The organism is Xanthomonas cassavae CFBP 4642, assembly GCF_000454545.1.
Taxonomy (GTDB): domain Bacteria; phylum Pseudomonadota; class Gammaproteobacteria; order Xanthomonadales; family Xanthomonadaceae; genus Xanthomonas; species Xanthomonas cassavae.
The window spans coordinates 2,196,169-2,218,084 of record NZ_CM002139.1 but is presented as its reverse complement, the minus strand read 5'-3'; the positions used below and the strand labels follow the sequence as shown (position 1 = coordinate 2,218,084).

21 protein-coding genes, 1 tRNA gene and 1 pseudogene are annotated in these 21,916 nt (G+C 65.6%); 13 read left to right on the top strand and 10 right to left on the bottom strand.

Annotation, left to right across the window (positions count from 1 at the left end; genetic code table 11):
- Window positions 1-3 precede the first annotated feature (3 nt).
- The gene (gene pgaC, locus XCSCFBP4642_RS0110010; RefSeq protein WP_029219660.1) at window positions 4-1,257 is read left to right on the top strand and encodes a poly-beta-1,6-N-acetyl-D-glucosamine synthase; all 1,254 of its coding nucleotides are present in this window, start codon (window positions 4-6) and stop codon (window positions 1,255-1,257) included.
- Window positions 1,254-1,700 (top strand): poly-beta-1,6-N-acetyl-D-glucosamine biosynthesis protein PgaD, encoded by a 447-nt coding sequence (gene pgaD / locus XCSCFBP4642_RS0110005; protein WP_029219659.1) that lies wholly within the window; start codon window positions 1,254-1,256, stop codon window positions 1,698-1,700. The genes pgaC and pgaD overlap by 4 nt, the downstream gene beginning before the upstream one ends.
- A gap of 141 nt (window positions 1,701-1,841) precedes the next feature.
- Here pgaD and XCSCFBP4642_RS0110000 read toward each other — a convergent pair whose 3' ends face one another.
- Window positions 1,842-2,795: an AraC family transcriptional regulator gene (locus XCSCFBP4642_RS0110000; RefSeq protein ID WP_029219658.1), complete on the bottom strand. Its 954-nt coding sequence runs from the start codon at window positions 2,793-2,795 to the stop codon at window positions 1,842-1,844.
- A gap of 124 nt (window positions 2,796-2,919) precedes the next feature.
- On the opposite strand from XCSCFBP4642_RS0110000, the gene XCSCFBP4642_RS0109995 reads away from it, so the two are divergent.
- Entirely contained in the window at window positions 2,920-3,294 is a 375-nt protein-coding gene (locus tag XCSCFBP4642_RS0109995) for a VOC family protein (RefSeq protein ID WP_029219657.1), read from the top strand.
- A gap of 141 nt (window positions 3,295-3,435) precedes the next feature.
- Here XCSCFBP4642_RS0109995 and XCSCFBP4642_RS0109990 read toward each other — a convergent pair.
- Window positions 3,436-3,512, bottom strand: a tRNA-Arg gene (locus XCSCFBP4642_RS0109990).
- Window positions 3,513-3,647: 135 nt separating this feature from the next.
- Between XCSCFBP4642_RS0109990 and amaB the strand changes: the two genes are divergently transcribed.
- The 7 genes and pseudogenes from amaB to XCSCFBP4642_RS0109955 form a co-directional block, all read left to right on the top strand.
- Window positions 3,648-5,180, top strand: a complete 1,533-nt coding sequence (gene amaB, locus XCSCFBP4642_RS0109985) for an L-piperidine-6-carboxylate dehydrogenase (RefSeq protein WP_029219656.1) — start codon at window positions 3,648-3,650, stop codon at window positions 5,178-5,180.
- A 364-nt stretch (window positions 5,181-5,544) separates the two neighbouring features.
- Window positions 5,545-5,829: a DUF4190 domain-containing protein gene (locus XCSCFBP4642_RS0109980; RefSeq protein WP_029219655.1), complete on the top strand. Its 285-nt coding sequence runs from the start codon at window positions 5,545-5,547 to the stop codon at window positions 5,827-5,829.
- Window positions 5,830-5,831: 2 nt separating this feature from the next.
- The gene (locus XCSCFBP4642_RS0109975) at window positions 5,832-6,599 is read left to right on the top strand and encodes a class I SAM-dependent methyltransferase (RefSeq protein WP_033898217.1); all 768 of its coding nucleotides are present in this window, start codon (window positions 5,832-5,834) and stop codon (window positions 6,597-6,599) included.
- 5 nt (window positions 6,600-6,604) lie between these two features.
- Window positions 6,605-7,660 (top strand): quinone-dependent dihydroorotate dehydrogenase, encoded by a 1,056-nt coding sequence (locus XCSCFBP4642_RS0109970; protein WP_029219653.1) that lies wholly within the window; start codon window positions 6,605-6,607, stop codon window positions 7,658-7,660.
- A complete protein-coding gene (gene murB / locus XCSCFBP4642_RS0109965; protein ID WP_029219652.1) occupies window positions 7,657-8,709 on the top strand; it encodes a UDP-N-acetylmuramate dehydrogenase in 1,053 nt (350 codons plus the stop codon). Before XCSCFBP4642_RS0109970 ends, murB begins: the two co-directional genes overlap by 4 nt.
- Window positions 8,703-9,614: a DMT family transporter gene (locus XCSCFBP4642_RS0109960; RefSeq protein ID WP_029219651.1), complete on the top strand. Its 912-nt coding sequence runs from the start codon at window positions 8,703-8,705 to the stop codon at window positions 9,612-9,614. Before murB ends, XCSCFBP4642_RS0109960 begins: the two co-directional genes overlap by 7 nt.
- Before the next feature lie 195 nt (window positions 9,615-9,809).
- A pseudogene (locus XCSCFBP4642_RS0109955) lies at window positions 9,810-10,010 on the top strand (MFS transporter); the annotation flags it as partial.
- 142 nt (window positions 10,011-10,152) lie between these two features.
- On the opposite strand, the gene XCSCFBP4642_RS0109950 reads toward XCSCFBP4642_RS0109955, so the two are convergent.
- Together XCSCFBP4642_RS0109950 and ispG are read right to left on the bottom strand one after the other, a co-directional pair.
- A complete protein-coding gene (locus XCSCFBP4642_RS0109950; RefSeq protein ID WP_029219649.1) occupies window positions 10,153-10,851 on the bottom strand; it encodes a phosphatase PAP2 family protein in 699 nt (232 codons plus the stop codon).
- Window positions 10,832-12,097: a flavodoxin-dependent (E)-4-hydroxy-3-methylbut-2-enyl-diphosphate synthase gene (gene ispG, locus XCSCFBP4642_RS0109945; RefSeq protein ID WP_029219648.1), complete on the bottom strand. Its 1,266-nt coding sequence runs from the start codon at window positions 12,095-12,097 to the stop codon at window positions 10,832-10,834. Before ispG ends, XCSCFBP4642_RS0109950 begins: the two co-directional genes overlap by 20 nt.
- A gap of 120 nt (window positions 12,098-12,217) precedes the next feature.
- On the opposite strand from ispG, the gene XCSCFBP4642_RS0109940 reads away from it, so the two are divergent.
- Both XCSCFBP4642_RS0109940 and XCSCFBP4642_RS0109935 read left to right on the top strand, forming a co-directional pair.
- On the top strand, window positions 12,218-13,444 hold the full coding sequence (locus tag XCSCFBP4642_RS0109940; RefSeq protein ID WP_029219647.1) for an ATP-binding protein: 1,227 nt from the start codon (window positions 12,218-12,220) through the stop codon (window positions 13,442-13,444).
- Window positions 13,441-14,019, top strand: coding sequence for a response regulator transcription factor (locus XCSCFBP4642_RS0109935; protein WP_029219646.1), 579 nt, complete (start codon window positions 13,441-13,443; stop codon window positions 14,017-14,019). The genes XCSCFBP4642_RS0109940 and XCSCFBP4642_RS0109935 overlap by 4 nt, the downstream gene beginning before the upstream one ends.
- A gap of 111 nt (window positions 14,020-14,130) precedes the next feature.
- Here the strand turns inward: XCSCFBP4642_RS0109935 and XCSCFBP4642_RS0109930 are convergent, their stop codons facing one another.
- A complete protein-coding gene (locus XCSCFBP4642_RS0109930; protein ID WP_029219645.1) occupies window positions 14,131-15,123 on the bottom strand; it encodes a glycoside hydrolase family 5 protein in 993 nt (330 codons plus the stop codon).
- Window positions 15,124-15,548: 425 nt separating this feature from the next.
- Here XCSCFBP4642_RS0109930 and XCSCFBP4642_RS0109920 point away from each other — a divergent pair, with 425 nt between their 5' ends.
- Entirely contained in the window at window positions 15,549-17,402 is a 1,854-nt protein-coding gene (locus XCSCFBP4642_RS0109920) for a putative bifunctional diguanylate cyclase/phosphodiesterase (protein WP_029219644.1), read from the top strand.
- 211 nt (window positions 17,403-17,613) lie between these two features.
- Here XCSCFBP4642_RS0109920 and XCSCFBP4642_RS0109915 read toward each other — a convergent pair whose 3' ends face one another.
- From XCSCFBP4642_RS0109915 to XCSCFBP4642_RS0109895, 5 genes are read right to left on the bottom strand one after another with little or no spacing between them, the layout of a single operon-like run.
- Window positions 17,614-18,120 (bottom strand): hypothetical protein, encoded by a 507-nt coding sequence (locus tag XCSCFBP4642_RS0109915; protein WP_029219643.1) that lies wholly within the window; start codon window positions 18,118-18,120, stop codon window positions 17,614-17,616.
- A 20-nt stretch (window positions 18,121-18,140) separates the two neighbouring features.
- Window positions 18,141-19,496 (bottom strand): XVIPCD domain-containing protein, encoded by a 1,356-nt coding sequence (locus XCSCFBP4642_RS24530; protein WP_029219642.1) that lies wholly within the window; start codon window positions 19,494-19,496, stop codon window positions 18,141-18,143.
- A gap of 48 nt (window positions 19,497-19,544) precedes the next feature.
- Window positions 19,545-20,108: a hypothetical protein gene (locus XCSCFBP4642_RS25840; RefSeq protein WP_029219641.1), complete on the bottom strand. Its 564-nt coding sequence runs from the start codon at window positions 20,106-20,108 to the stop codon at window positions 19,545-19,547.
- A gap of 26 nt (window positions 20,109-20,134) precedes the next feature.
- Window positions 20,135-20,977 (bottom strand): hypothetical protein, encoded by an 843-nt coding sequence (locus XCSCFBP4642_RS29990; RefSeq protein WP_228325724.1) that lies wholly within the window; start codon window positions 20,975-20,977, stop codon window positions 20,135-20,137.
- 21 nt (window positions 20,978-20,998) lie between these two features.
- Complete coding sequence (locus XCSCFBP4642_RS0109895; RefSeq protein ID WP_029219639.1) at window positions 20,999-21,607, bottom strand: hypothetical protein; 609 nt, start codon at window positions 21,605-21,607, stop codon at window positions 20,999-21,001.
- Window positions 21,608-21,916: the final 309 nt, after the last annotated feature.

Here is a 21,916-nt window from a genome sequence, read left to right as displayed (position 1 = left end):
CCGATGACGACCAGCCTCTTACTGGCCGCCCTGTTCAATTTTGCGTTCTTCTACCCGATCATCATGGCGTTCTTCTGGATGATCGGTGGCATCTACTACTACCTGCGGCGCGAACGCGGCACGCCCGGCCCGTCCAAGCCGCCACCGATGGCCAGCGAACCGTTCGTGTCGCTGCTGATGCCCTGCTACAACGAAGCCAAGCACGTTGCCGAAACCATCGCGGCGATGAGCGCGCAGAACTATGCCGATTACGAGATCATCGCGATCAACGACGGCAGCACCGACCGCACCGCTGAAGTGCTGGACGACCTCACGCACCATTACCCGCGCCTGCGCGTAGTGCACCTGGAGCAGAACCACGGCAAGGCCAACGCGCTGCGCGTCGGCACGCTGGCGGCGCGCTCGGATTACCTGGTGTGCGTGGATGCCGACGCCATTCTCGACCCCAACGCCACCCGCTGGATGGTGGGCCACCTGGTGGCCGGTCCGCGCGTGGGTGGCGTCACCGGCAATCCGCGCGTGCGCAATCGCACCACCTTGATGGGCCGCATGCAGGTAGGCGAGTTCTCTGCGATCGTCGGCCTGATCAAGCGCGCGCAGCGTGTCTATGGCCGTCTGTTCACGGTGTCCGGCGTGATCTGCGCGTTTCGCCGCTCGGCACTGCACCACGTCGGCTTCTGGTCCGACAGCATGGTCACCGAGGACATCGACATCTCCTGGCGGCTGCAGCTCGACGGCTGGGATATCCGCTACGAGCCCAATGCCTTGTGCTGGATCCTGATGCCGGAAACCTTTCGCGGCCTGTGGATGCAGCGCCTGCGCTGGGCACGGGGCGGCGTGGAAGTGCTGCTGAGCCATGGACGGCGCGCGCTCGGCTGGCGCAGCCGGCGCATGTGGGGCGTGTTGCTCGAATACGCACTGAGCCTGATCTGGGCCTACGTGATGCTCTTCATCATCGTGCTGTGGGCGCTCGGCAAGTTCATCGCGATGCCGCCCGCACTGTATGTCGACACCATCCTGCCGCGCTGGCATGGACTGGTACTGGCGGTGGTCTGCCTGCTGCAGTTCGGCACCAGCCTGCTGATCGAGCGACGCTACGAAAAGGGCCTGGCACGCCAGTTTTTCTGGGTGATCTGGTATCCGGCCGCCTTCTGGATGATCGGCATGTTCACCGCCGTCATCGCCTTCCCCCGTGCGCTCATCGCCCGTCGCAACACGCGCGCCCGCTGGAAAAGTCCCGACCGAGGAATCCAATGACACCGCCCATCATCAACCTGCCGCAACGCCTCGGCCGCTCGCGCCGCCTCGCCTACGGCGCCGCCACCGCCGGCGCCTGGATGGTCTACTTCTATTTATGGGCGCCGCTGGCCACGCTGATCGCCTGGTTCCTGGGCCTGCGCAGCGCCTACACAGAGTTGTATCTGCAGCACAACGCACTGGACCCCTTCGCCCTTGGCGCGCTGCCGGTGATCGCGTTGATGAGCGCCATCACCACTGTTGGCTGGGCCGAGTACAACCGCCTGCGCTTTGCCAAAGCCGACAAGCGCAAGCGCCCGCGCACCGTACCCGAACCGGAAGTCGACCAACGCCTGGGCGCCACCGAACAACTCGGCCCGCTGCTTCGCCACAGCCGAATCTCGACGGTCGCGATGGACAAGTTTGCGCGGCCTGTCGCGGTACTTGTGGTGCAACATCGGTGACGAGAAAGAAGTGCCGGAGTCGATTTTGGGCAGCAACTAACGGCGTGTTCGAAAGATAGCGGCCAGCAGCAGCTCCGTTGAGGACCGCGTTCTGGTCCACTCCAGAGCAAGCCCATCCAATCGGTATCGGGCGGAGGCGAGTCAGTAAATGCGCCCTTCCTTCGCGTGCCGCAGCTGATCCCACGCATTCGACTCTGACGGGCTACGGATGGGAAGCTGGCACGCAAGCTCGAAGTGATCGTTACCGTGCGCATACGGCAACCCCAGCCATGCCTCGAAGGCGGGCAAGTCTGCTGGCAAGTAGCCGCTTGCCGGCAGCCAGACAGAACGCAACCAGGTGAAGGCACGCGCCTCCAGCTGCAGATCCCCGCGAATCACCACTTCAGCCACCTTCATCGGCGGAAACCGGAATAGGCCGATATCGCCGTAGGGCCGCCCATGTGCCACTTCCACCGCGACGTCATAGCGGCAATCGTCGGCGCACGCCAGTCGCGGTTGATCCCAGAGATAGCCTATCCACTGATGGTGTGCCACGCCGGCATCTCGCGCCCACGACAGCAGGCGCAGGGCCGCCGCCCCAACCGCGCCCTCATCGAATGGACGATGCACGCGCACGTACTGAACGGTGCGCTCGGGATTATCACGAAGATTGACCGAAAATTCCCCGGCATTGGGGGCGCCACCGCCATCTCCATGCGAAGTCAGTGCCAGGGTGGCATCCAGTGCGCTCCGGCGCGCGTCCAGACAGGCACCGAGATCCAACTTGGCGGGCGAATATCCGAAATGCCTTCGAAAGTTTCTCGAGAAATCCGATAGCGAAGAAAACCCGCGGGCCAGCGCTATCTCGGTCAGGGGCCGGCCCGGCTGGTGAGACAGATCGCCCAAGGCGTTTTCCAGCCTTCTGCGTAGCACGAACGCGCGAGGGGTTTCACCCACTACGGCACGAAAGATTCGCTGAAGGTGGAAAGGCGACACACAGGCAGCGCCAGCAATCAGGGATAGCGAAAGCTTCCCGGCGAGATTGACCTCGATGTAGTCGAGCGCACGATTCACGCTCTGGACCATGGTGAGGGATGGCGTTTGGCTGATCGTCATGTGAGCAAGATCTGGCAAGCGGCTGAACTCGCAGTACTTTATCGTCGTTGCGCGTCAGCCGAGTCTGGACGCATGGAGCGGCTCCGCTGTTGGTCATCAACCCACTCAGTCAAAGGAATCGGGCATGCACGCAGTGAACGGGATCGGCGGGATCATCATCAAATCCAAGGACGCGGTTGCGTTACGCACCTGGTATGCAACGCAGCTGGGAGTCGATGTACAGGCCTGGGGTGGAACCGTGTTCGATGCGGGATCGCGAGAGGCAGGCCCCGAGAACCCGCTGGCATGGGCAATTCACGATCAGGCGAGCAGCCAGTTCGAGAACACCGCAGCCCCGTTCATCGTGAACTACCGGGTCGATGATGTGCAGTCGCTGGTTGAACGGCTGAGAGCTGCCGGTTGCCAGGTATCGGAGACCGTCACCACCTCGGAATTCGGACTGTTTGCCTGGGTCATCGACCCCGACGGCAACAAGGCGGAACTGTGGCAGCCGACGTGAGGCCACTGCGCTGACCTGGGAAACGATGCGCACGCCTCTGCGGACACTGCGCCGTCAACGCCCTGCCGTCTCAACGCGGCAGCTGGCTGGCTCCTATCGCCCGCCAGCTCATACGGCCATCTGGAACAAAGGCTCTCGGTCTGGTGACCCCGGCCCGATTCGAACGGGCGACCTTCCCCTTAGGAGGGGGACGCTCTATCCAGCTGAGCTACGGGGCCAAGGGCGGCATTGTCGCATGTTCAGCCAGCTTGCCAAGCCGGCCGGGGGTGGGTGGAGCCTGCTAAAATTGGCAGCTACCCGTGTCGTGGGCCGGCCCTGCCGCCGCGCGACCGCCACTGTTTCCAGGAGATTCCATGTCCGCTGACCTGCTCAAGGCGCTCGACCTCGCCGCGTCCAATTCCGGCACCTACCTCGGCGAGGCGACCTGGTCGCAGGCCACCGGTGCCGGGGTGCTGCAGCCGCTCAATCCGACCACCAACGCGGTCATCGCCGATGTGCAGGCGACCACGCCGGACGATTACGAACTGATCGTCCAGCGCGCCCAGGCGGCCTTCAAGGTGTGGCGCACCACGCCGGCGCCGCGCCGCGGCGAAGCCGTTCGCCTGTGTGGCGAAGCGCTGCGTGCGCACAAGGATGCGCTCGGTTCGCTGGTGGCGCTGGAAATGGGCAAGAGCAAGCCCGAAGGCGATGGCGAAGTGCAGGAGATGATCGACATCGCCGATTTCGCCGTGGGCCAGAGCCGCATGCTCTACGGCTACACCATGCATTCCGAACGTCCTGGCCACCGCATGTACGAGCAGTACCAGCCGCTGGGCCTGGTGGGCATCATCAGCGCGTTCAACTTCCCGGTGGCGGTGTGGGCCTGGAATGCGTTCCTGGCGGCGATCTGCGGCGATATCTGCATCTGGAAGCCGTCCAACAAGACGCCGCTGACCGCGATCGCCACGATGAAGATCTGCAACGCGGCGCTGAAGGATGCCGGCTTCCCGGACATCTTCTTCCTGATCAACGATGCCGGCACCTCCCTGTCGGAGAAGCTGGTCGAAGACACCCGCATCCCGCTGATCAGCTTCACCGGTTCCACCCAGATCGGCCGCGTGGTCGCTGAAAAGGTCGCCCACCGCCTGGGCCGCTGCCTGCTGGAGCTGGGTGGCAACAACGCCATCATCCTGGACGAGACCGCCGACCTGAAGCTGGCGATTCCCGGCATCGTGTTCGGTGCGGTCGGCACCGCCGGCCAGCGCTGCACCACCACGCGCCGCCTGATCGTGCACGACTCCATCTACGGCAACGTACTGGCCACGCTGGTCAAGGCGTACAAGCAGCTCGACAGCAAGATCGGCGACCCCACCGACCCGGCAAACCTGATGGGCCCGCTCAACAGCCAGGGCGCGGTTGCCCAGTTCCTCGACTCGATCGCCAAGGCCAAGGCCGCTGGCGGCACGGTGGAAGTGGGCGGCACCGCGATCGATCGCCCGGGCAACTTCGTGCTGCCGGCGATCGTCACCGGGCTGCAGAACAGCGACGCGGTGGTGCAGCACGAAACCTTCGCGCCGATCCTGTACGTGATGAAGTACAGCACGCTGGACGAGGCGATCGATCTGCAGAACGGTGTGCCGCAGGGCCTGTCGTCGTCGATCTTCACCCAGAACCTCAAGGCGGCCGAGAAGTTCCTGTCCGCTGCGGGCAGCGATTGCGGCATCGCCAACGTCAACATCGGTACTTCCGGGGCGGAGATCGGCGGTGCGTTCGGTGGCGAAAAGGAAACCGGCGGCGGTCGCGAATCCGGCTCGGATGCGTGGAAGGTCTACATGCGCCGCCAGACCAACACCATCAACTACTCCGATTCGTTGCCGCTGGCCCAGGGCATCAAGTTCGATCTGTGATGTAGGGACCGCGCGCCGGACACTGTTCCGGCGCGTGGGCCTGCCTGCGGGGCACGCGCGCGCAGCACGCCTGCTGCCTCGCGCTGCTGGGATGCTGGGATGCTGGAGCACCAGGCCATTGCGCTGATGGCGGAGCGGGCCGCCGAAACAGGCCGCGGCAGGCTGTCACCTCCCCTGCCCGACCGCGCATCAGGTCATGAACCACGCGCTCGCACAGCGCCGCCGGCGCTCCCCACAGCCCTCCAAACCGCTTGAATCCGGCCATCGGCCACGGTTCGCCTCGACCGGCACGCCTTTTGGCCGGCCGCTCTGGGATAATCGGGCGACGCCAGCCGCCGGCTGCGGGCCCTTCAAGGAGTTCATGATGAACGTTGTCGTTCGACAGACCAGCGCCATGGCCATCGTCAGCCTGGTAGCCGGCATTCTCGGCTGGACGCTGATTCCCTTCCTCGGCAGCATCTGCGCCATCATCACCGGCCACCTGGCACGGGCGGAAATCCGCCGTCATCCACAGGACCTGGATGGCGACGGGCTGGCGATCGGCGGTCTGATCCTGGGCTGGCTGGCAGTGGCACTATGGGTGCTGGGCATTGCGGTCTTCATTCTTTTCTTTGGCGGCATGGCGTGGCTGGCGGCCGCCAACAGTTGAGCATGGCCGCGCCCTCCTCGGCCCAGCGTTTCAATGACCGGGTAGCGACGTATGTGCGCTACCGGCCGAGCTATCCGCCGCAGCTGCTGCGCTGGCTGCACGACGACCTGGGCGTCACCCCTGCCACGCCGGTGGCCGATATCGGCGCCGGCACCGGCATCTCCAGCCGCCTGTTCCTGGAGGCCGGCTACTCGGTCACCGCAGTGGAACCGAACCCTGCCATGCGCGCAGCCGCGCAACAATGGCTGGCGGAATTCGGCAGCTTCCAGGCCATCGACGGCACCGCCGAGGCCACCGGGCTGGCCGATGCCAGCGTTGGCCTGGTGTCGGCAGCGCAGGCCTTCCACTGGTTCGATACCCAGGCCGTGCGCCGCGAGTGGGCACGTATCCTGCAGCCCGGCGGCCTGGCGGTGGTGTACTGGAACTCGCGCGAACTGGACTCCACCGCGTTCCTGCGCGGCTACGAACAGCTGCTGCTGGACTACGGCACCGACTATTCGGCGGTGGCAGAACGCTACCAGGACGATGCGGCCATGCAGGCCTGGTTCGGCGATGGATTTCGGGCGATGGCGCGCTTTCCCAATGTACAGCGGCTGGATTTCGACGCCTTGCGTGGCCGCCTGCTGTCCTCGTCGTATGCGCCGCTGGCGCACGATGCACGCCACGCGCCGATGCTGGCCGCGCTGCGCGCCCTGTTCGACGCATACGCGCACGACGGGGTGATCGACTTCCATTACCAGACCCGCATTTTCGCCGGGAGTTTGAACTGACCCGCATGTATTCGCTTGCCCGCCCCTTGCTGTTTTCCCTCGATGCCGAACGCGCCCACGCGCTGGCATTGCGCTCCATCGATACCGCCTACCGCACCGGCACCACGGCGCTGCTGGCCAAGCGCCCGGTGCCGCTGCCGACGCCCGCGTTCGGGCTGATGTTCCCTAACCCGGTCGGGCTCGGCGCCGGGCTGGACAAGAACGGCGAACATATCGACGCGCTGATGGCGCTGGGCTTCGGCTTCGTCGAGATCGGCACGGTGACGCCGCGTGCGCAGGAAGGCAACCCCAAGCCACGCATGTTCCGGCTGCCCGAGTACCAGGCGGTGATCAACCGCATGGGCTTCAACAACCTGGGCGTGGATGCGCTGGTGGCCAATGTGCAGCGCGCGCGCCGTCGCGGCGGCCTGCTCGGCATCAACATCGGCAAGAACAAGGACACCCCCAACGAAGAGGCCACCAGCGATTACCGCTATTGCATGGAGCGGGTGTATCCGCTGGCCGACTACATCACGGTCAATATCTCTTCGCCCAACACCGCCGGTTTGCGCGAGTTGCAGGAAGAACAGGCGCTGCGCCGCCTGATCGCCGACCTGCGCGAAACCCAGGAAGCACTGGCCGCACAACACGGCAAGCGCGTGCCGATGCTGGTGAAGGTGGCGCCGGACCTCAACGACCGCGACATCGATGCGGCCGCGCGCGTGTTGGCCGATCTGGCGGTGGATGGCGTGATCGCCACCAACACCACGGTCACGCGCACCTTGATCGCCAATCATCCGTTGGCTGCGGAAGCCGGCGGCCTGTCGGGCGCACCGTTGCTGGGGCAATCCACCCTGGTGCTGCGCCGCCTGCGCGCACGCCTGCCCGAATCGATTCCGTTGATCGGCGTGGGCGGCATCACCTCCGGCGCCGATGCGGTAGCCAAGATGGCCGCGGGCGCGAGCCTGGTGCAGTGCTATAGCGGGCTGGTGTATCGCGGGCCGCCGCTGATCGGCGAATGCGTCGATGCCATCCGCCGTCGCCGCGAGGCGCCCAGCGGCGGCGCGGTGTCGCCGTTATGAGCGATGCCGTGCAACCGGGCTGGCACCTGAGCGAACACGCGTCGCTGCATGCGTTGAACACGTTCCATGTGCAGGCCACGGCGCGCTGGCTGTTGCATATCGACACACCCCAGGCCTTGCCACAGGCGCTGTCAGCGCCGCAGATCGCGGGCGAACCGCTGCTGGTGCTGGGCAGCGGCAGCAACGTGCTGCTGGCCGGCGACCCGCCAGGCTGCGTGCTGTGTTTCGAAAACCGCGATATCGCCATCATTGCGCACCATGCCGACCATGCCATCGTGCGTGCCGGCGCTGGAGTGAACTGGCATGCGCTGGTGCTGTATTCGCTGCAACAGGGCCTGTCGGGCCTGGAGAACCTGGCGCTGATACCCGGCACGGTGGGCGCCAGCCCGATCCAGAACATCGGCGCGTATGGCGCGCAGGTGGGCGACTTCATCCATGCGGTGGAGGCCTTCGACCGGCAGGGCCAGCAGTTCGTGCGGCTGGGTGCAGACGACTGCGCGTTCGGCTACCGCGACAGCGTGTTCAAGCAGCAGCCCGAGCGTTACCTGATCGTGGCGGTGGAGTTCAACCTGCCGCTGTTGCACGAACTGCGGCTGGACTATGCCGGCATCCGCGAAGAGCTGGCCCGCATGGGAGCCGAACTGGCCGGTGCAGCGGAAGTGGCGCAGGCGGTGATCAACATCCGCCGGCGCAAGCTGCCGGACCCGGACGTGCTGGGCAATGCCGGCAGTTTCTTCAAGAACCCGCTGCTGCCAGGCGAGCAGATCGCGGCCTTGCAGGCCACCTTTGCCGACATGCCGGTCTACCCCGGCGAATACGCAGGCCATGGCAAGTTGTCGGCGGCGTGGTTGATCGAGCATTGCGGCTGGAAGGGCCGGCGCGAAGGCGATGCCGGCGTGTCGCCGGATCATGCGCTGGTCCTGGTCAACCACGGCAGCGCCAGCGGCGCGCAGTTGCTCGACTTCGCACGGCGCATTGCCGAATCGGTGCGCGAGCGCTACTCGGTGATCCTGGAGCCGGAGCCCCGCATCATCGGAGCACATTGGTGACGGCATCGCCGGCGTCGGTGCGCGCCGCCGTCTGGATGCTGATCAGCACGCTCGCCTTCGGCCTGATGGCCATCAGCATCCGGTTTGCCTCCGCGCACATTCCGACCACCGAGATCGCATTCTTCCGCAATGCCTTCGGCCTGCTGGCACTGTTGCCGTTGATCGTGCGTCCGGGCAAGCCGCTGCCGCGCACGCGCCAGCTGCCGCAGTATGTCGCCCGCACCTTGATCGGCCTGGCTTCGATGCTGTGCGGGTTCTGGGCGATCGGGCACCTGCCGCTGTCGCAGGCAATTTCGCTGTCCTATTCCACGCCCTTGTTCGTCACCGTGCTGGCGGTGGTGTGGCTGCAGGAACAGGTGCGCATGCGGCGCTGGCTGGCGGTGGCAGCGGGCTTCATCGGCGTGCTGGTGATCCTGCGACCGGGCTCGTCCACCTTCAGCCCGGGCTTGCTGGTGGCGCTGCTGGCCGCGGTGATCAGCGCCATCGTGGCGATCCAGATCAAGCAGCTCTCGCGCAGCGACGACTCCGACACGGTGGTGTTCTACACCTACGTGTTCTGGGTGCCGATGTCGCTGATTCCCGCGCTGTTCCAGTGGAGCTGGCCGCAGGGCATCGACTGGCTATGGCTGATGGCCACCGGCATCTTCGGCACCGCCGGGCAGTTGTTCTGGACCCGCGCGCTCAAGCTGGGCGAGGTCTCGGCGCTGCAGCCGATCAGCTTCATGCAATTGCCACTGGTGGCGCTGCTGGGCTGGTGGTTGTTCGGCGAGGCGATCGAGCGCCATACCCTGATCGGTGCGGCCATCATCATCGGCGCCAACGTCTACATCGCCCACCGCGAAGCGGTGCTGGCGCGCCGCGCCGCCACCCATGCGCCGGTGGAAGGCGCCAAACCCGGCGAATAAGCGCGGCCAACAATCCTGCTGCGCAGCCGCCCGGCGGGCGCAGACTATGCCCGGAATTCCCTGTGGCACTCGTACACTCCCGGGTCTGGTGCGTCGTCCACGCCCTACCTGACAATGCATCGCGACGTGTGTTCGCCACTCCAGGGCCCGACGGCCGGCGGCGGTAGCGCTGCAAGCCATCAGCCTGGCGATCGTGCTGCGCTGGGTTTCGCCTACAACCTGGGCTATGCCGTCTTCGGCGGGCTGACGCCGCTGCTGGTGGTGATGCTGGTCAAGCAGCACCCGATGGGCGCGGGCTATTACGTGATGCTGCTCGCGCTGATCGGCAGCGTGATCGGCGCAGGGCTCTGGCGCAGGTCGCCGGCGCAAGCGCATCATCCGACGCACTCCGCGTGAACAAGGCTACGCCAGCTGGTGCGTGACGCCACCGCCGCGGGAATGGGTGCCAGACTGAGCCGGCTTCCAAGGGGTGCGACAATGCCGTTCGATCACCCCATGCGCTGAAGCGCGATGGCATGCAAGCCGCACAGCCTTGCATTCAGACCGACGCGGCGGTGCGACGCCAATGCGGGCGCCGCGTGCCGCGGAACATCACCAGATACAGGCCGACCACCCAGACCAGCGCCGCCGACCAGCCACCCAGGATGTCGGAGGGGTAATGCACGCCCAGGTAGATGCGCGACACGCCGACCAGCAACGCGAACGCACTGGCAACGATGGTCACCGGCCAACGCCAGCGGGTGCGCCAGGCCAGCGCGATGACCACCGCCGCCAAGGTCATCGACCCCATCGCGTGACCGCTGGGAAAGCTGAAGGTGCTTTCCGGCGCGATCGACTCCCACAGGCTGGGCCGGTCGCGCTGGAAGACCTGCTTGGCCCCCATGTTGAGCAGTGCCGAACCGCCGAAGCCCAGCGCCGCAAAGGTGCCCTCGCGCCAGCGACGCAGCACCAGCAGCACCAGCACGATGGCGATATCGGCCGGAATCACGCCGTACTGGTAGCCGATCTTGGAGATCGCCCCGAAAAACGTATCCAGCGTCGGGGTGGCAATGCTGCGCAAACTCCACAGCAAGGGTTCGTCGAAATAGAAATTTTCCAGCTCATGCACTTCGTCGGCCAGGTCCACGAACAGACCCAGCGGCACCAGCACGCCGACGAACAACAGCCCCATGCGCCATGCGTTACGGCGCAGCCATACCTTGAATCCGGCCGGAGACTCAGCCGGCGCGGCGGACATAGGTGCGTTCGACGTACTGATCGATCAGCGCGATGAAGTCCCGCGCAATGTTCTCGCCACGCAGGGTGACGGTTTTTTCGCCATCCACGAACACCGGCGCCGATGGCGCTTCGCCGGTCCCCGGCAATGAGATGCCGATATTGGCGTGACGCGATTCGCCCGGCCCGTTGACCACGCACCCCATCACCGCCAGGGTCATGTTCTCCGCACCGGGGTTGGAGATCTTCCATTCCGGCATGCGCGCACGCACGTGGTTCTGCACTACGCCGGCCAGCTCCTGGAAGAACTCGGAGGTAGTGCGACCGCAGCCCGGGCACGCGGTGACCATCGGGGTGAACGCGCGTTGCCCGGTGGTCTGCAGCAGTTCCTGCGCCACCACCACTTCCTGCGTGCGCGACTGGCCCGGCTCGGGCGTCAGCGAAATACGGATGGTGTCGCCAATGCCTTCCTGCAACAACACGCTCAGGGCCGCAGCCGAGGCCACAATGCCCTTGCTGCCGATGCCGGCCTCGGTGAGCCCCAGGTGCAGCGCAAAATCACAGCGCGCGGCCATGTCGCGGTATACCGCGATCAGCTCCTGCACGCCGGAGACCTTGGCCGACAGGATGATGCGCTCGCGCGGCAAGCCCAGTTCCACCGCCCGCTCGGCCGAATCCACCGCCGAACGGATCAACGCCTCGCGCAGCACGCGGCCGGCGTCCCACGGCGATTGCTGCCTGGAATTTTCGTCCATCAGCTGCGCGGCAAGCGATTGGTCCAGCGATCCCCAGTTGGCACCGATACGCACCGGCTTGTCGTACTTGATGGCGAATTCGATCAGCTGCCCGAACTGCAGGTCCTTCTTCTTGCCGAAGCCGACATTGCCGGGGTTGATGCGGTACTTGGCCAACGCTTCGGCACAGGCGGGCTCGGCGGCGAGCAGCTGATGGCCGTTGTAATGGAAGTCGCCGATCAGCGGCACCTCGATCCCCATCATGCGCAACTTGTCGACGATGCGCGGGATGGCGGCGGCGGACTCGGCGTTGTTGACGGTCAGGCGCACCATCTCCGAGCCGGCGCGCCACAGCTCGGACACCTGTTTGACGCTGCCGGCGATGTCGGCGGTATCGGTATTGGTCATCGACTGGACGACCACCGGGTGGCCTCCGCCCACGATCACGCTGCCGATCCTGACGGCTTGGGTGATGCGGCGCGGCCAGGCGGTGGCGTCGGCGGGAGGGGTTGGGCGGGTCACGGCGTCATGCATCGGAGTATTTTAGCCTGTCCTCCGTCCGCTCACAGCTGAAGCGTGGTGCGGGCGGTCTGTCGGGCCGATGCGACGGTTTGTCGCAGGCCGCCACGCCCCCGAGCGCATAGCATTGCGGTGATGAACAGCTCCGACGCCTCCTTCCTGCGGACCCTGTGCAGCCTGCGCTGGCTGGCCACGGCCGGCCAGGCCGCCACCATCCTGGTCGCCACCGGCCTGATGGGCCTGCACCTGCCGCAGCAACCGCTGTGGGCCGGCGTGGCCGCGCTGGCGGTGTTCAACCTGTATGCGCAGCTGCGTGTGGCCCATCGCGGCGCGGTGAGCCCGGCCACCGAATTCGGACACATCCTGGTCGATGTCACCGTGCTGACCTGGATGGTGGGCTGGAGCGGCGGCATCGCCAATCCGTTCGGCTCGCTGTTTCTGGTATTGATCGCGCTCGCCGCGCTGGCCCTGCCGCTGGGCTGGGCGATGGCGGTGGCGGCGTCGTGCGTGGCCGGCTACGTGATCAGCGCGGCATTTGGCCTGCCGCTGCCGTACGGCAGCTTCGACCCGCTGAGCCTGCACATGTGGGGCATGGCGGCCAACTTCCTGCTGTCCACCGTGGTGGTGCTGGCGTTCGCCACGCGGCTGGCCTTGTCGATGCGCGAACGCGAACGCGAAATCTCCACCCTGCGCGAACGCTTCGCCCGCAACGAGGGCATCGTGGCGCTGGCCACGCATGCAGCCTCGGTGGCGCACGAACTCAACACCCCGCTGGCCACGATGACGCTGCTGGTGGACGACATCGCCGACCAGTGCGACCAGGTGGAACTGCGCGAGGATCTGGACACTTTGCGCGAGCTGCTGGTGCAGTGCCATGAGCGCGTGCTGGCGCTGGCCGCACCGGCCGACAACGGCCACCTGAGCCGCGAGGTCGCGGTCAAGGACGTGCTGGAACAATGGCGACTGGTGCGCCCCACCATCGAGCTGCGCCGCAACGAGGACGCACCGATGCGGCTGATGCTGCAGCCCGGCGTCAGCCACCTGTTGATGGTGCTGCTCAACAATGCCGCCGATGCCGGCGAGCGCGCCGGCCGCCCGCAGATCGACCTCACGCTTCGAGTGGAAGACGATCACCTCAGCGGCGAGGTACGCGATTACGGCCCCGGCTTCGACACTGCGCAAGCCATGCTGCCGGGCACCTTGTTCAACAGCGGCAAACACGACGGCATGGGCGTGGGCCTGGCCTTGTCGCATGCCACCGTCGAACGCCTGCAGGGCGAGCTATGGATGCTGCCCGCCGAAGGCAGCGGCGCCCGCGTCGGGTTCCGCCTGCCGCTTTCCGAACACGAGGCCCTGGCATGACCAGCCCCCCGATCCGCACCGGCCTGTTGGTCGACGACGACACCTTGTACCTGCGCACGCTGCAGCGCAGCCTGGCACGGCGTGGCGTGGAAACGCTGACCGCCACCGATGTCGCCAGCGCGCTGTCCACCGCGCGCAGTGCGTTGCCGGATTTCGCCCTGATCGATCTCAAGCTCGGCCACGATTCCGGCCTGAGCCTGATCCAGCCACTGCGCGAGATCCGCGCCGACATGCGCATCCTGCTGGTGACCGGCTATGCCAGCATCGCCACCGCCGTGGAAGCCATCAAGCTCGGCGCCGACGACTACCTGCCCAAGCCGGCCAATATTCCCACCATCATGCGGGCGCTGGGCGAAGAAGACGACGACCTGCCCGAGCCGGACGAAGAAGAAACCGCGCAGGAAATGATGACCCCGCTCAGCCGCCTGCAGTGGGAACACATCCAACAGGCGCTGCACGAGACCGGCGGGAATGTCTCCGCGGCCGCGCGCCTGCTCGGCATGCACCGCCGCTCGCTGCAGCGCAAGCTGACCAAGCGCCCCAGCCCGGCCCCCCTGCGCGAACCCGGCCGCTGACCGCGGCTAGGCAGTGCGCAGGAACCGGACTCTACGCGTGGTACATGAGGTTCGAACATCGACCGCGCCCACCTGACGGCTGCGCGGCAGGTCGGTTAGCCGCGCTTGGACCTAGCGACGCCTCGGACCAAAGATGCTGGCCCTGCGCGAGGTGGCGCGGATGCCGTCGGCGCCGTCGATCAAGGTGCGCCCCCAGCTGCTCAGGCGGGTCGGATCCCAGCCCGATACGATATCCAGCGACTGGATACTGCTGTCGTTGCCCGACCACGACCAGCCCATGTAACCAACCCCGTATTCGTGCGCGCGCCGCATGATCGCCGCCTCGTCCACCTGTGCGCCGCGATGGTCGGCACCGAACTCGCCCACCACCAGCGCCAGGCCATTGCTGCGGAACGCGCGCAGATAGCTGTCCACCGGCGCATCGCTGCCGAACACTTCGTACATGTGCACGCTGAAGACCAGATTGCGGCGGCTATCCAGCGCCAGCAGCGCGGTAGCATTGTCGCGCATGTAGAACTGCCAGTCCTGGCCCCAGTTGGGCGCGTCCACCATCAGCGCGTGGGTCAGGCCGGCGTTACGCAACGTGGCGATCGCGCGCGCGTGGCCGGTGACCCATTCGCTGGCACTGAGACGATTGCCGAACGGCTCGTTGCCGATATTGATGATGACGTAGTCCTCCTGCCCCACCAGCGCGCCGCGCACGCTGGTCCAGTAGCTGGCGGCATGGGCCAGGGTGCCGGCCGCGCCGTCTTCGCCGTAACCGGTGGTGTCGTGCACTTCCAGCACCGCGATCAGGCCCAGGCTCTTGCAGCGCGCGATGATGCGCGCCACCTCCGCTTCCGGGGTGCGGCTCCAGCGATGGCCGGAACCGAGCACGACGCGCACGCTCTTGGCACCGGTGGCGGCGATCTGCGCCAGTGCGGCATCGGTGCGATCGGCAAACCACGCGTGCGGCAGGTTGATGCCACGCAAAACCAGGGTGTTGCCATTGGTCTCGCGTAATTGCGTGCCGGAGACGGATAGACCGGCATGCGCCACCGATGTCAGCGCCAGGCCGGCAATCAGCAGCACGGCGCGCTGCGCCAGGGACGTGAAGATCTTCATGATCGGCTCCAGAGGGTGAGTGCCACGGGCGCTCCGGCACGCATGCGTGCCCGGCCCGCGTGCGGTCACCCTGCCCATGGCACGCCGGTGCGATCAGCGGCCGGGTCACAGAACCGACAAAATCCGCAGAGACCGACCCAGTGCGCAGACCGCCGCGCCAGTCGGCTGGTAGCGTTAACTTCCGTGTATTCGAGCGCTTACGCAGGGTATGGTGAGTAGGCGCCCAGCCTGACAGCGCAGCGCCTGGCTGCCGTACCGTGTTGCGCAGCGCGATGCTGCAACGCGAAACGCGCATGCGTCGACCGAATGCTGCCAATGCGGCGGGTGGCCGACGCCCTGCACTGCACCATGCATTTGCGCTGCTGGCAGCTGAATAAGCCAGCGCGGCTACGTCAAGTGGATAGGGCCGAGGCCGATACAGCCACATGCGATCCGTGCCCGCCCCTGTTAGCCAGCCATCCCCCATGTCCGAAGAATCCACCCGTCTGGCCGTCCTGCATGGCCTCTGCCTGCTGGATTCGCCGCCGGATCCGGTGTTCGACACCATCGCCGCGATGGCCACGCGCGCCCTCGGTGCGGAGATCGCGCTGGTATCGCTGGTGGACGAACACCGTCAGTGGTTCAAGGCGCGCGTTGGCCTGCAGGCGTCCGAGACACCGCGCGATCAGGCGTTCTGCGCGCACGCGATCCGCTCGGACGAGGTGATGGTGGTGGCAGATGCGCAACTGGATCCGCGCTTTTGCGACAACCCGCTGGTGCTGGGCCCTCCCTTCATCCGTTTCTATGCGGGCGCGCCCCTGCAGCTGCGCGACGGGCACCGCATCGGCACGCTGTGCGTGATCGGCACCAGCCCGCGCGAGGGTCTGGATGCCGAGGCGCTGACGCAACTGGAAGGCCTGCGCGACCTGGCCGTGCTGCGTGTGGAAAACCTGCGCAGCACCACGTATCGCGATGGCGCCACCGGCCTGCCCAACCGCTCGCGCTTTGGCGAAGACCTGGATACCTGGCTGGCGCAGCGCGAGACCGTGCCGGCCACCACCGCGGTGGCCATCGATGTCTGCGGCAGCGATTACTTCCGCGACATGGTCAAGGCACTGGGCTGGGACTACGCCGATGGATACGTGGCGCTGGCGCAGCGTCGCCTGACCGCCTATCTGCCCGCTGGCACCCTGCTCTACCGGCTGGACCCGACCACCTTCGGCTTTCTGACTCCGGCCGAAAACCAGCGCCTGTCCAGCCTGTGCACCAAGCTGTCCAAGGCGTTTACCGAACCGCTGGATCACCAGGGCATCCCGCACACCGCGGTGGCCTCGATCGGCGCAGTCTCGCTGCACACCAGTTATGGCGCGGCCGACACCATTCGCTCGCTCACCACTGCAGTGGATGTCTCACGCGAGCGCGGCCTGGCGTGGAGCATGTACGAGCGCAAGTACGACGTGGCCCAGCGCAATACCTTCCGCCTGCTCGCCGCGCTGCCGGCCGCGCTGGACAGCGCCAGCCAGCTGCGCCTGCACTACCAGCCACGCGTGGATCTGCACGACCATCGCTGCGTGGCGGTGGAAGCGCTGCTGCGCTGGCAGCACCCGATGATCGGCCCGGTGATGCCGTCGGACTTCGTGCCGATGGCCGAGAAGACCGCGCTGATCAACCGCATCACCGCCTGGGTCATCGACCGCGGCATCGCCCAGGCCGCGCGCTGGCAGCAACAGGGCCTGGACTTCAATCTGGCCTTGAACGTGTCGGCCGCCGACCTGGACCGCCCCGGCTTTGCGTTGCTGCTGCGACGCGGGCTGGAACGCCACAAGCTGGATCCACGCCGGCTGGAAATCGAATTCACCGAAAGCGCGATGATCCGCCACCCCGACCAGCTGGCCGAACAGCTCGCGGCAGTGGCCGCACTGGGCGTGCACATCGCCATCGACGATTTCGGCACCGGCTACAGCAATTTCAGCTACCTCAAACAGCTGCCGGCCAGCTCGTTGAAGATCGATCAATCCTTCATTCGTTCGCTGCCGGACAACCGCACCGACCGCACCCTGGTGCCGGCGATGATCCAGCTCGGTCACAGCCTGGGCCAGCGCGTGGTGGCCGAAGGCATCGAATCGGCCGAGGCCTATGCACAGCTGCGCGCCTGGGGCTGCGACGAAGGCCAGGGCTACTGGATCGCAAAACCCATGCCGGCCGCGGCGCTGGAAACCTGGTTGCAGACACCCTGGCAGGCGCAGTTCGCCGCGCCGGTCACGCTGCTTGCGGCACACATGCCGGCGGCGCGGGTCTAAGCGCAGACGGCCCGAGCCGGCAACGCTCGCCGGCAGGCTTGGAATCCGATCCGTGCCAATTCCTGCCACCGGCCCGCCTTGGCGACAGCCGCAACCAGGCGTACCGACGCGCTTGCCTGAAACGCGCGCGTCGGTGTGGTTCGCCAGACAGGGGCGTAGGGCGCGGCAATTGGCTGCATCGCTGAGGCAACAGCACGCGCAAGACCCTGGCTTACTGCCGCGTACGCGCCTGTTTCTCGGCGGAGGCATCCACCAGGATGTACTCGCCAGCCTTGCTCTTCCAGGTTGGCACCTGTTTGTCCAGCTTGATGCACGGCCGGCCGCCGCACGAGGTGATCTCGACATGGCGGGATGCCTGCAGAACCTCCGCACGCACCTCTGCCGCCGCCGCGCGGGCATCCGCCGCCTGCAACCGGTCGTTGGCCTGCCTGAGCAACAACAGGAATCCCGCCAGCAGTAGCGCGAAGACCACCGCCAGCGTGGCGATGATCTTCCAGGCCCAGGCGATGCGAGGCCGCAGCGCATCCTCCATCCGCTGCTGCTGTTCGCGGAACAGCGCCACCATCGCCTGCCTGAACATGGCCTCTTCCTGCTCCCGGGCCGCCTGCATCGCCGCTTGAGCGCGCTTGGCCTGGTCCTGCAACTCGGCAATCAAGGCGTCCAGACGCCCGGCGCCCAGCGCCATCTGCGCAAGAATCAGTCGTCCTTCCTCGTTCATCTCGGCAGGCTCCGCTTACATCAGTAGGAAAACCCTTGCTGCTGCGTCTGCATCTGTTGCTGCGCCTGGAACATCGCCTGATCCTGCTGCCGCCGCGTTTCCGCAACCAGCTGCTGCAGGCTCTGCTCCAGCGGCTGCGTGGCGGCCTGCGTCGTATCGATACTGACGCGGTCGATGAACGCAGGTAGGTTCGGGTTGCCCGATGTCGCCAGCAGCGCACCACCATGCTGGCTCGGTGTCAGCGCATCGATGCGGGGCAGCTGGTGCAGCCCGGCCTGATAGGCGACAGCCCCGGCAACCTGCTCCATCTGCACCCGATCCCGATAGCCGCCGGCCTGCGGCCCCAGCCGCTCCAGCTGGGTCAATGCCTGATCGAAGAGCGGATTGTCCCGGCCAGGCAATTGCTGTTGTCTGGCCAGCACCCGCTCCTCTGCGGCGGCAAGTGTCTGCTGCCAGCGCTCGGGGGTGGCATAGGCCATCGACGCCGTCCGCGCGCCCTGTTCGTCGCCGGCTTGCAGGGCAGCGTAGAAGCGTTCGACCAACGGATCCTGGTGGCGCAAGACCGCTTGCCCCGAGACCGAGTGCGTGGCTGGCGGCGGGGCTGCCGGAGCGACCGGCACGTACTGATGGTCGTGCCCCCGGGTGCCGTCCTGGGTGTGGTGGAAATGGCCCAGCGCGGCCGGTGTCTGGCCGGTATCCAGATAGGGACGCGACGCCTTGTTCGCACCAAGGTCCAGACCTTCCATTTCGATCAGGTCCTCCTTCAGGCCCAGAGCCGCCATATCGATGGCGATCTGCGGCTTGGCGCCCTGGTAGCGCACCTTGGCTTGGTCCTCGACGGCGATGATCTGTTCCAGCGCCCAGGTGCCGTAGAAATTGGTGTAGTCGGCGGTGGGGGTCGGTTTGTGCTCGCCCAGATGCACCGGGCGTTGATTGGGCTGGGCATGGAGCGCAGAGGGGCGGTCGAAGTAATGCTGCCCCATGGCGGCAATATTGGCCGGGGTCTGCGAGAGACTGCCGTCTTGGTTGAAGGTGAGGCCGGGTCTGGCGTGTGCCCGCGGAGTAGCAGCATTGCGGTCTGGCTCCACGAAATCCAGAACTCTGTCGTTCTTGGTAGTAAACAACATATGACGCAAGTTAGCGTTGGGGGCACTTTGTTGCTCCCGGCTCAGCAACGCATTCCAACCCGCTATCTCTGCTTTGGCCTCATCGTCGCGGCCGGCCTGAATGTAGGCACGCAATTCGTCGGTGTAGTCGTGTACGGGCCCCTGCACCCGGGCCTGCGCCGCGATGCTCTGCATGAACGCCTGCGTTGCCCGGTCCTTGGCGACATCGTTGAAGCCATGCTGGATCTCGTGGCCCAGCACGAAGGTCATGTCCCGCGCATCGTATTTGCCCTGCGGATGCGCAGCGGTTCTGCTTTGCTATCCCAGCGGCGGCAGATTGATGCCCTTGGGCGTGCCGTCCTGCTGCACCGTGCTGCCATCATAGGTGGCGCCAGCCGCCATGCTGTTGCCCAGCAGGCTGACATGCTGCACATGCCCCTGGGTCACCGCCGCCTTGATTTGCGAGGCCAGCAGCGGCGAGCCATTCAGGGTGGCCTGCAGATTGCTCACCATGTCCTGGTCCACGGTATGCGTCTGCCCGGCCGGGTCCCGCCAGGTCTTGTGGGCGAAATCGACGCTTATGCCCTGCAGCCCAACTACCGCCTTCAGATCGCCATTCGCTGCGCTGCCGCCCGGCTGAAAACTCGCGGCCGGAAGCGTCACAACACCTGTTGCCTTGTCGTAACGGCCGGTCAAATTGGGCGCGCCGCCCGGCACCTCCAACGCAAAGCCCGTGAGTTGACCGGACACGGCCTGCCGGTTGAGCCGGTCGGCATCGGCCACGACTGCGGCACGCAGCTGCGCTTCCTGCGCCGGCGTGGTGCCAGGCTGGGCGGCGAATTGCGCCAAGGCAGCTTCGAGTTGCGGATTTGGATTGGCCATGCAACCCCCTCCCTAGGCGATCAATTTCAGTTCAAGGTGCCGATGGATTTGACACACACGCGGCCTGCTTGCCCGGCAACCACGTTCTGCGGAACGAGCGAAATCGTCATGTCCACCGTGCCATCGCTCTTCTTGAACTTCGTGTAATTCCAGCTTCGCAGCTCACCGATCTCACCGTAATGCGGATCGGCCAGGAAACCCATGGCAACCAATGCATTGTGGTAGTCATCAAAATCAAGACCGCACACCGCCGACATGTCCGAGAAGCCATCGCTGCGATGTTCGAAGTACAGCCCAACGCCTTTCTTGGCAGCAAGTGACTCTGGAATATAGGTGAAAAGATAGAACCAACTACCTTCCAGATCTTGGCGATGCCCAAAAAGGGAACCATCTTCTACAGGCGCAAGGTTAAGCCCCATGACCGACTGAACCTGTTCAAGACTTAAGTCCTGGCGCGATTCCAATCCCTCGATCAGCTTCAGGAACCGCTTGCCGATCTCTTCGGCACTGAGGGTCGGATTCTGGGTGGTGGCAACCGGATGCATCGTGGTGGTCTCGTTGGCGGGTGGGTGCCGTTCGGCAGCGGTCGCGCAGGCTGTCATCGCCAGGACGCACGATAGCGCAAGCCATCGCGCAATCGACGTTTTCACCTTCCGCAGCGGTCTGTCATCGCGATCGATCAGGTCGAGCGAGCCGCCCGGCACCTCCAACTCAAAGCCCTTGAGTTGGTGGCTGACCGCCTGCCGGTTGAGCCGGTCGGCGTCGGCCACGACTGCGGCACGCAGCTGCGCTTCCTGCGCCGGCGTGGTGCCAGATTGCGCAGCGAACTGCGCCAGCGCGGCTTCGAGTTGAGAATTCGGATTGACCATGTCATCGATCTCCTGGTTCGATTAACGACCGTTCAATGTGCCGATGGATTTGACGCACAAGCGACCGGCTTCCCCGGAAATCACGTTTTGCGGAATGATCGACAGTGTCATATCCACCGTCCCATCACTCTTCTTGAACTTCGTGTAATGCCAGCTTCGCAGCTCACCAATTTCCCCATAATTCGGCTCGGCCAAGAATCCCATAGCGACCAGTGCGTTATGGTAATGATCGAAATCAAGGGGGCACACAGGGGTCATGTCACCAAATTCTTCCTTCGAATTGATGAACATTAGACTGAGACCATTCTTCAAGGAGTCAGATTCAGGGTTGTACCAAAACATGTAGTACCACCCATTCCCAAGCGGCTCACCGTACGAATAACGCTCACCCTTTGGCACATAGGACAATGTAATTCCCGTGACTTCCTTGATCCGCTCCACGCTCAAGTCGTTGCGTGATTCCAACCCCTCGATCAGTTTCAGGAACCGCTTGCCGATCTCTTCGGCGCTGAGTGTCGGATTCTGGGTACGGGCAACCGGATGCATCGTGGTGGTCGCCTTGGCGGATGGGTGCCGTTCGGCGCGGTCGCGCAGGCTGTCATCGCCAGGATGCACGATAGCGCAAGCCATCGCGCAATCGACGTTTGCACCTTCCGCAGCGGTTTGTCACCGCAACCGGTCAGGTTGGGCGCCCCACCCGGCACCTCCAACGCAACGCCCCTGCGTTGGCCGGACGCGGCCTGCCGGTTGAGCCGGTCGGCGTCGGCAATGACCGCAGCACGCCGCTGCGCTTCCTGCGCTGGCGTGGTACCAGGCTGCGCGGCGGACTGCGCCAAGGCAGCTTCGAGTTGCGGATTTGGATTGGCCATGCCATTGCTCTCCTGGGCCGATGACCATCGGTCAATCCATCAGGGATCAAATGTCATCCTCCGCTGGCCA

What these genes read in the sequence shown, in the direction of transcription:
- XCSCFBP4642_RS0109930 (WP_029219645.1), bottom strand. Translation starts at nt 15,123, where the DNA reads ATGAAGATCTTCACGTCCCTGGCGCAGCGCGCCGTGCTGCTGATTGCC.
- XCSCFBP4642_RS0109935 (WP_029219646.1), top strand. Translation starts at nt 13,441, where the DNA reads ATGACCAGCCCCCCGATCCGCACCGGCCTGTTGGTCGACGACGACACC.
- XCSCFBP4642_RS0109895 (WP_029219639.1), bottom strand. Translation starts at nt 21,607, where the DNA reads ATGGCTTGCGCTATCGTGCATCCTGGCGATGACAGCCTGCGCGACCGC.
- pgaD (WP_029219659.1), top strand. Translation starts at nt 1,254, where the DNA reads ATGACACCGCCCATCATCAACCTGCCGCAACGCCTCGGCCGCTCGCGC.
- murB (WP_029219652.1), top strand. Translation starts at nt 7,657, where the DNA reads ATGAGCGATGCCGTGCAACCGGGCTGGCACCTGAGCGAACACGCGTCG.
- XCSCFBP4642_RS24530 (WP_029219642.1), bottom strand. Translation starts at nt 19,496, where the DNA reads ATGACCTTCGTGCTGGGCCACGAGATCCAGCATGGCTTCAACGATGTC.
- XCSCFBP4642_RS29990 (WP_228325724.1), bottom strand. Translation starts at nt 20,977, where the DNA reads ATGGTCAATCCGAATTCTCAACTCGAAGCCGCGCTGGCGCAGTTCGCT.
- XCSCFBP4642_RS0110000 (WP_029219658.1), bottom strand. Translation starts at nt 2,795, where the DNA reads ATGACGATCAGCCAAACGCCATCCCTCACCATGGTCCAGAGCGTGAAT.
- XCSCFBP4642_RS0109970 (WP_029219653.1), top strand. Translation starts at nt 6,605, where the DNA reads ATGTATTCGCTTGCCCGCCCCTTGCTGTTTTCCCTCGATGCCGAACGC.
- ispG (WP_029219648.1), bottom strand. Translation starts at nt 12,097, where the DNA reads ATGCATGACGCCGTGACCCGCCCAACCCCTCCCGCCGACGCCACCGCC.
- XCSCFBP4642_RS0109980 (WP_029219655.1), top strand. Translation starts at nt 5,545, where the DNA reads ATGAACGTTGTCGTTCGACAGACCAGCGCCATGGCCATCGTCAGCCTG.
- amaB (WP_029219656.1), top strand. Translation starts at nt 3,648, where the DNA reads ATGTCCGCTGACCTGCTCAAGGCGCTCGACCTCGCCGCGTCCAATTCC.
- XCSCFBP4642_RS0109975 (WP_033898217.1), top strand. Translation starts at nt 5,832, where the DNA reads ATGGCCGCGCCCTCCTCGGCCCAGCGTTTCAATGACCGGGTAGCGACG.
- pgaC (WP_029219660.1), top strand. Translation starts at nt 4, where the DNA reads ATGACGACCAGCCTCTTACTGGCCGCCCTGTTCAATTTTGCGTTCTTC.
- XCSCFBP4642_RS0109995 (WP_029219657.1), top strand. Translation starts at nt 2,920, where the DNA reads ATGCACGCAGTGAACGGGATCGGCGGGATCATCATCAAATCCAAGGAC.
- XCSCFBP4642_RS0109950 (WP_029219649.1), bottom strand. Translation starts at nt 10,851, where the DNA reads ATGTCCGCCGCGCCGGCTGAGTCTCCGGCCGGATTCAAGGTATGGCTG.
- XCSCFBP4642_RS0109940 (WP_029219647.1), top strand. Translation starts at nt 12,218, where the DNA reads ATGAACAGCTCCGACGCCTCCTTCCTGCGGACCCTGTGCAGCCTGCGC.
- XCSCFBP4642_RS0109915 (WP_029219643.1), bottom strand. Translation starts at nt 18,120, where the DNA reads ATGAACGAGGAAGGACGACTGATTCTTGCGCAGATGGCGCTGGGCGCC.
- XCSCFBP4642_RS0109920 (WP_029219644.1), top strand. Translation starts at nt 15,549, where the DNA reads ATGCGATCCGTGCCCGCCCCTGTTAGCCAGCCATCCCCCATGTCCGAA.
- XCSCFBP4642_RS25840 (WP_029219641.1), bottom strand. Translation starts at nt 20,108, where the DNA reads ATGGCCAATCCAAATCCGCAACTCGAAGCTGCCTTGGCGCAATTCGCC.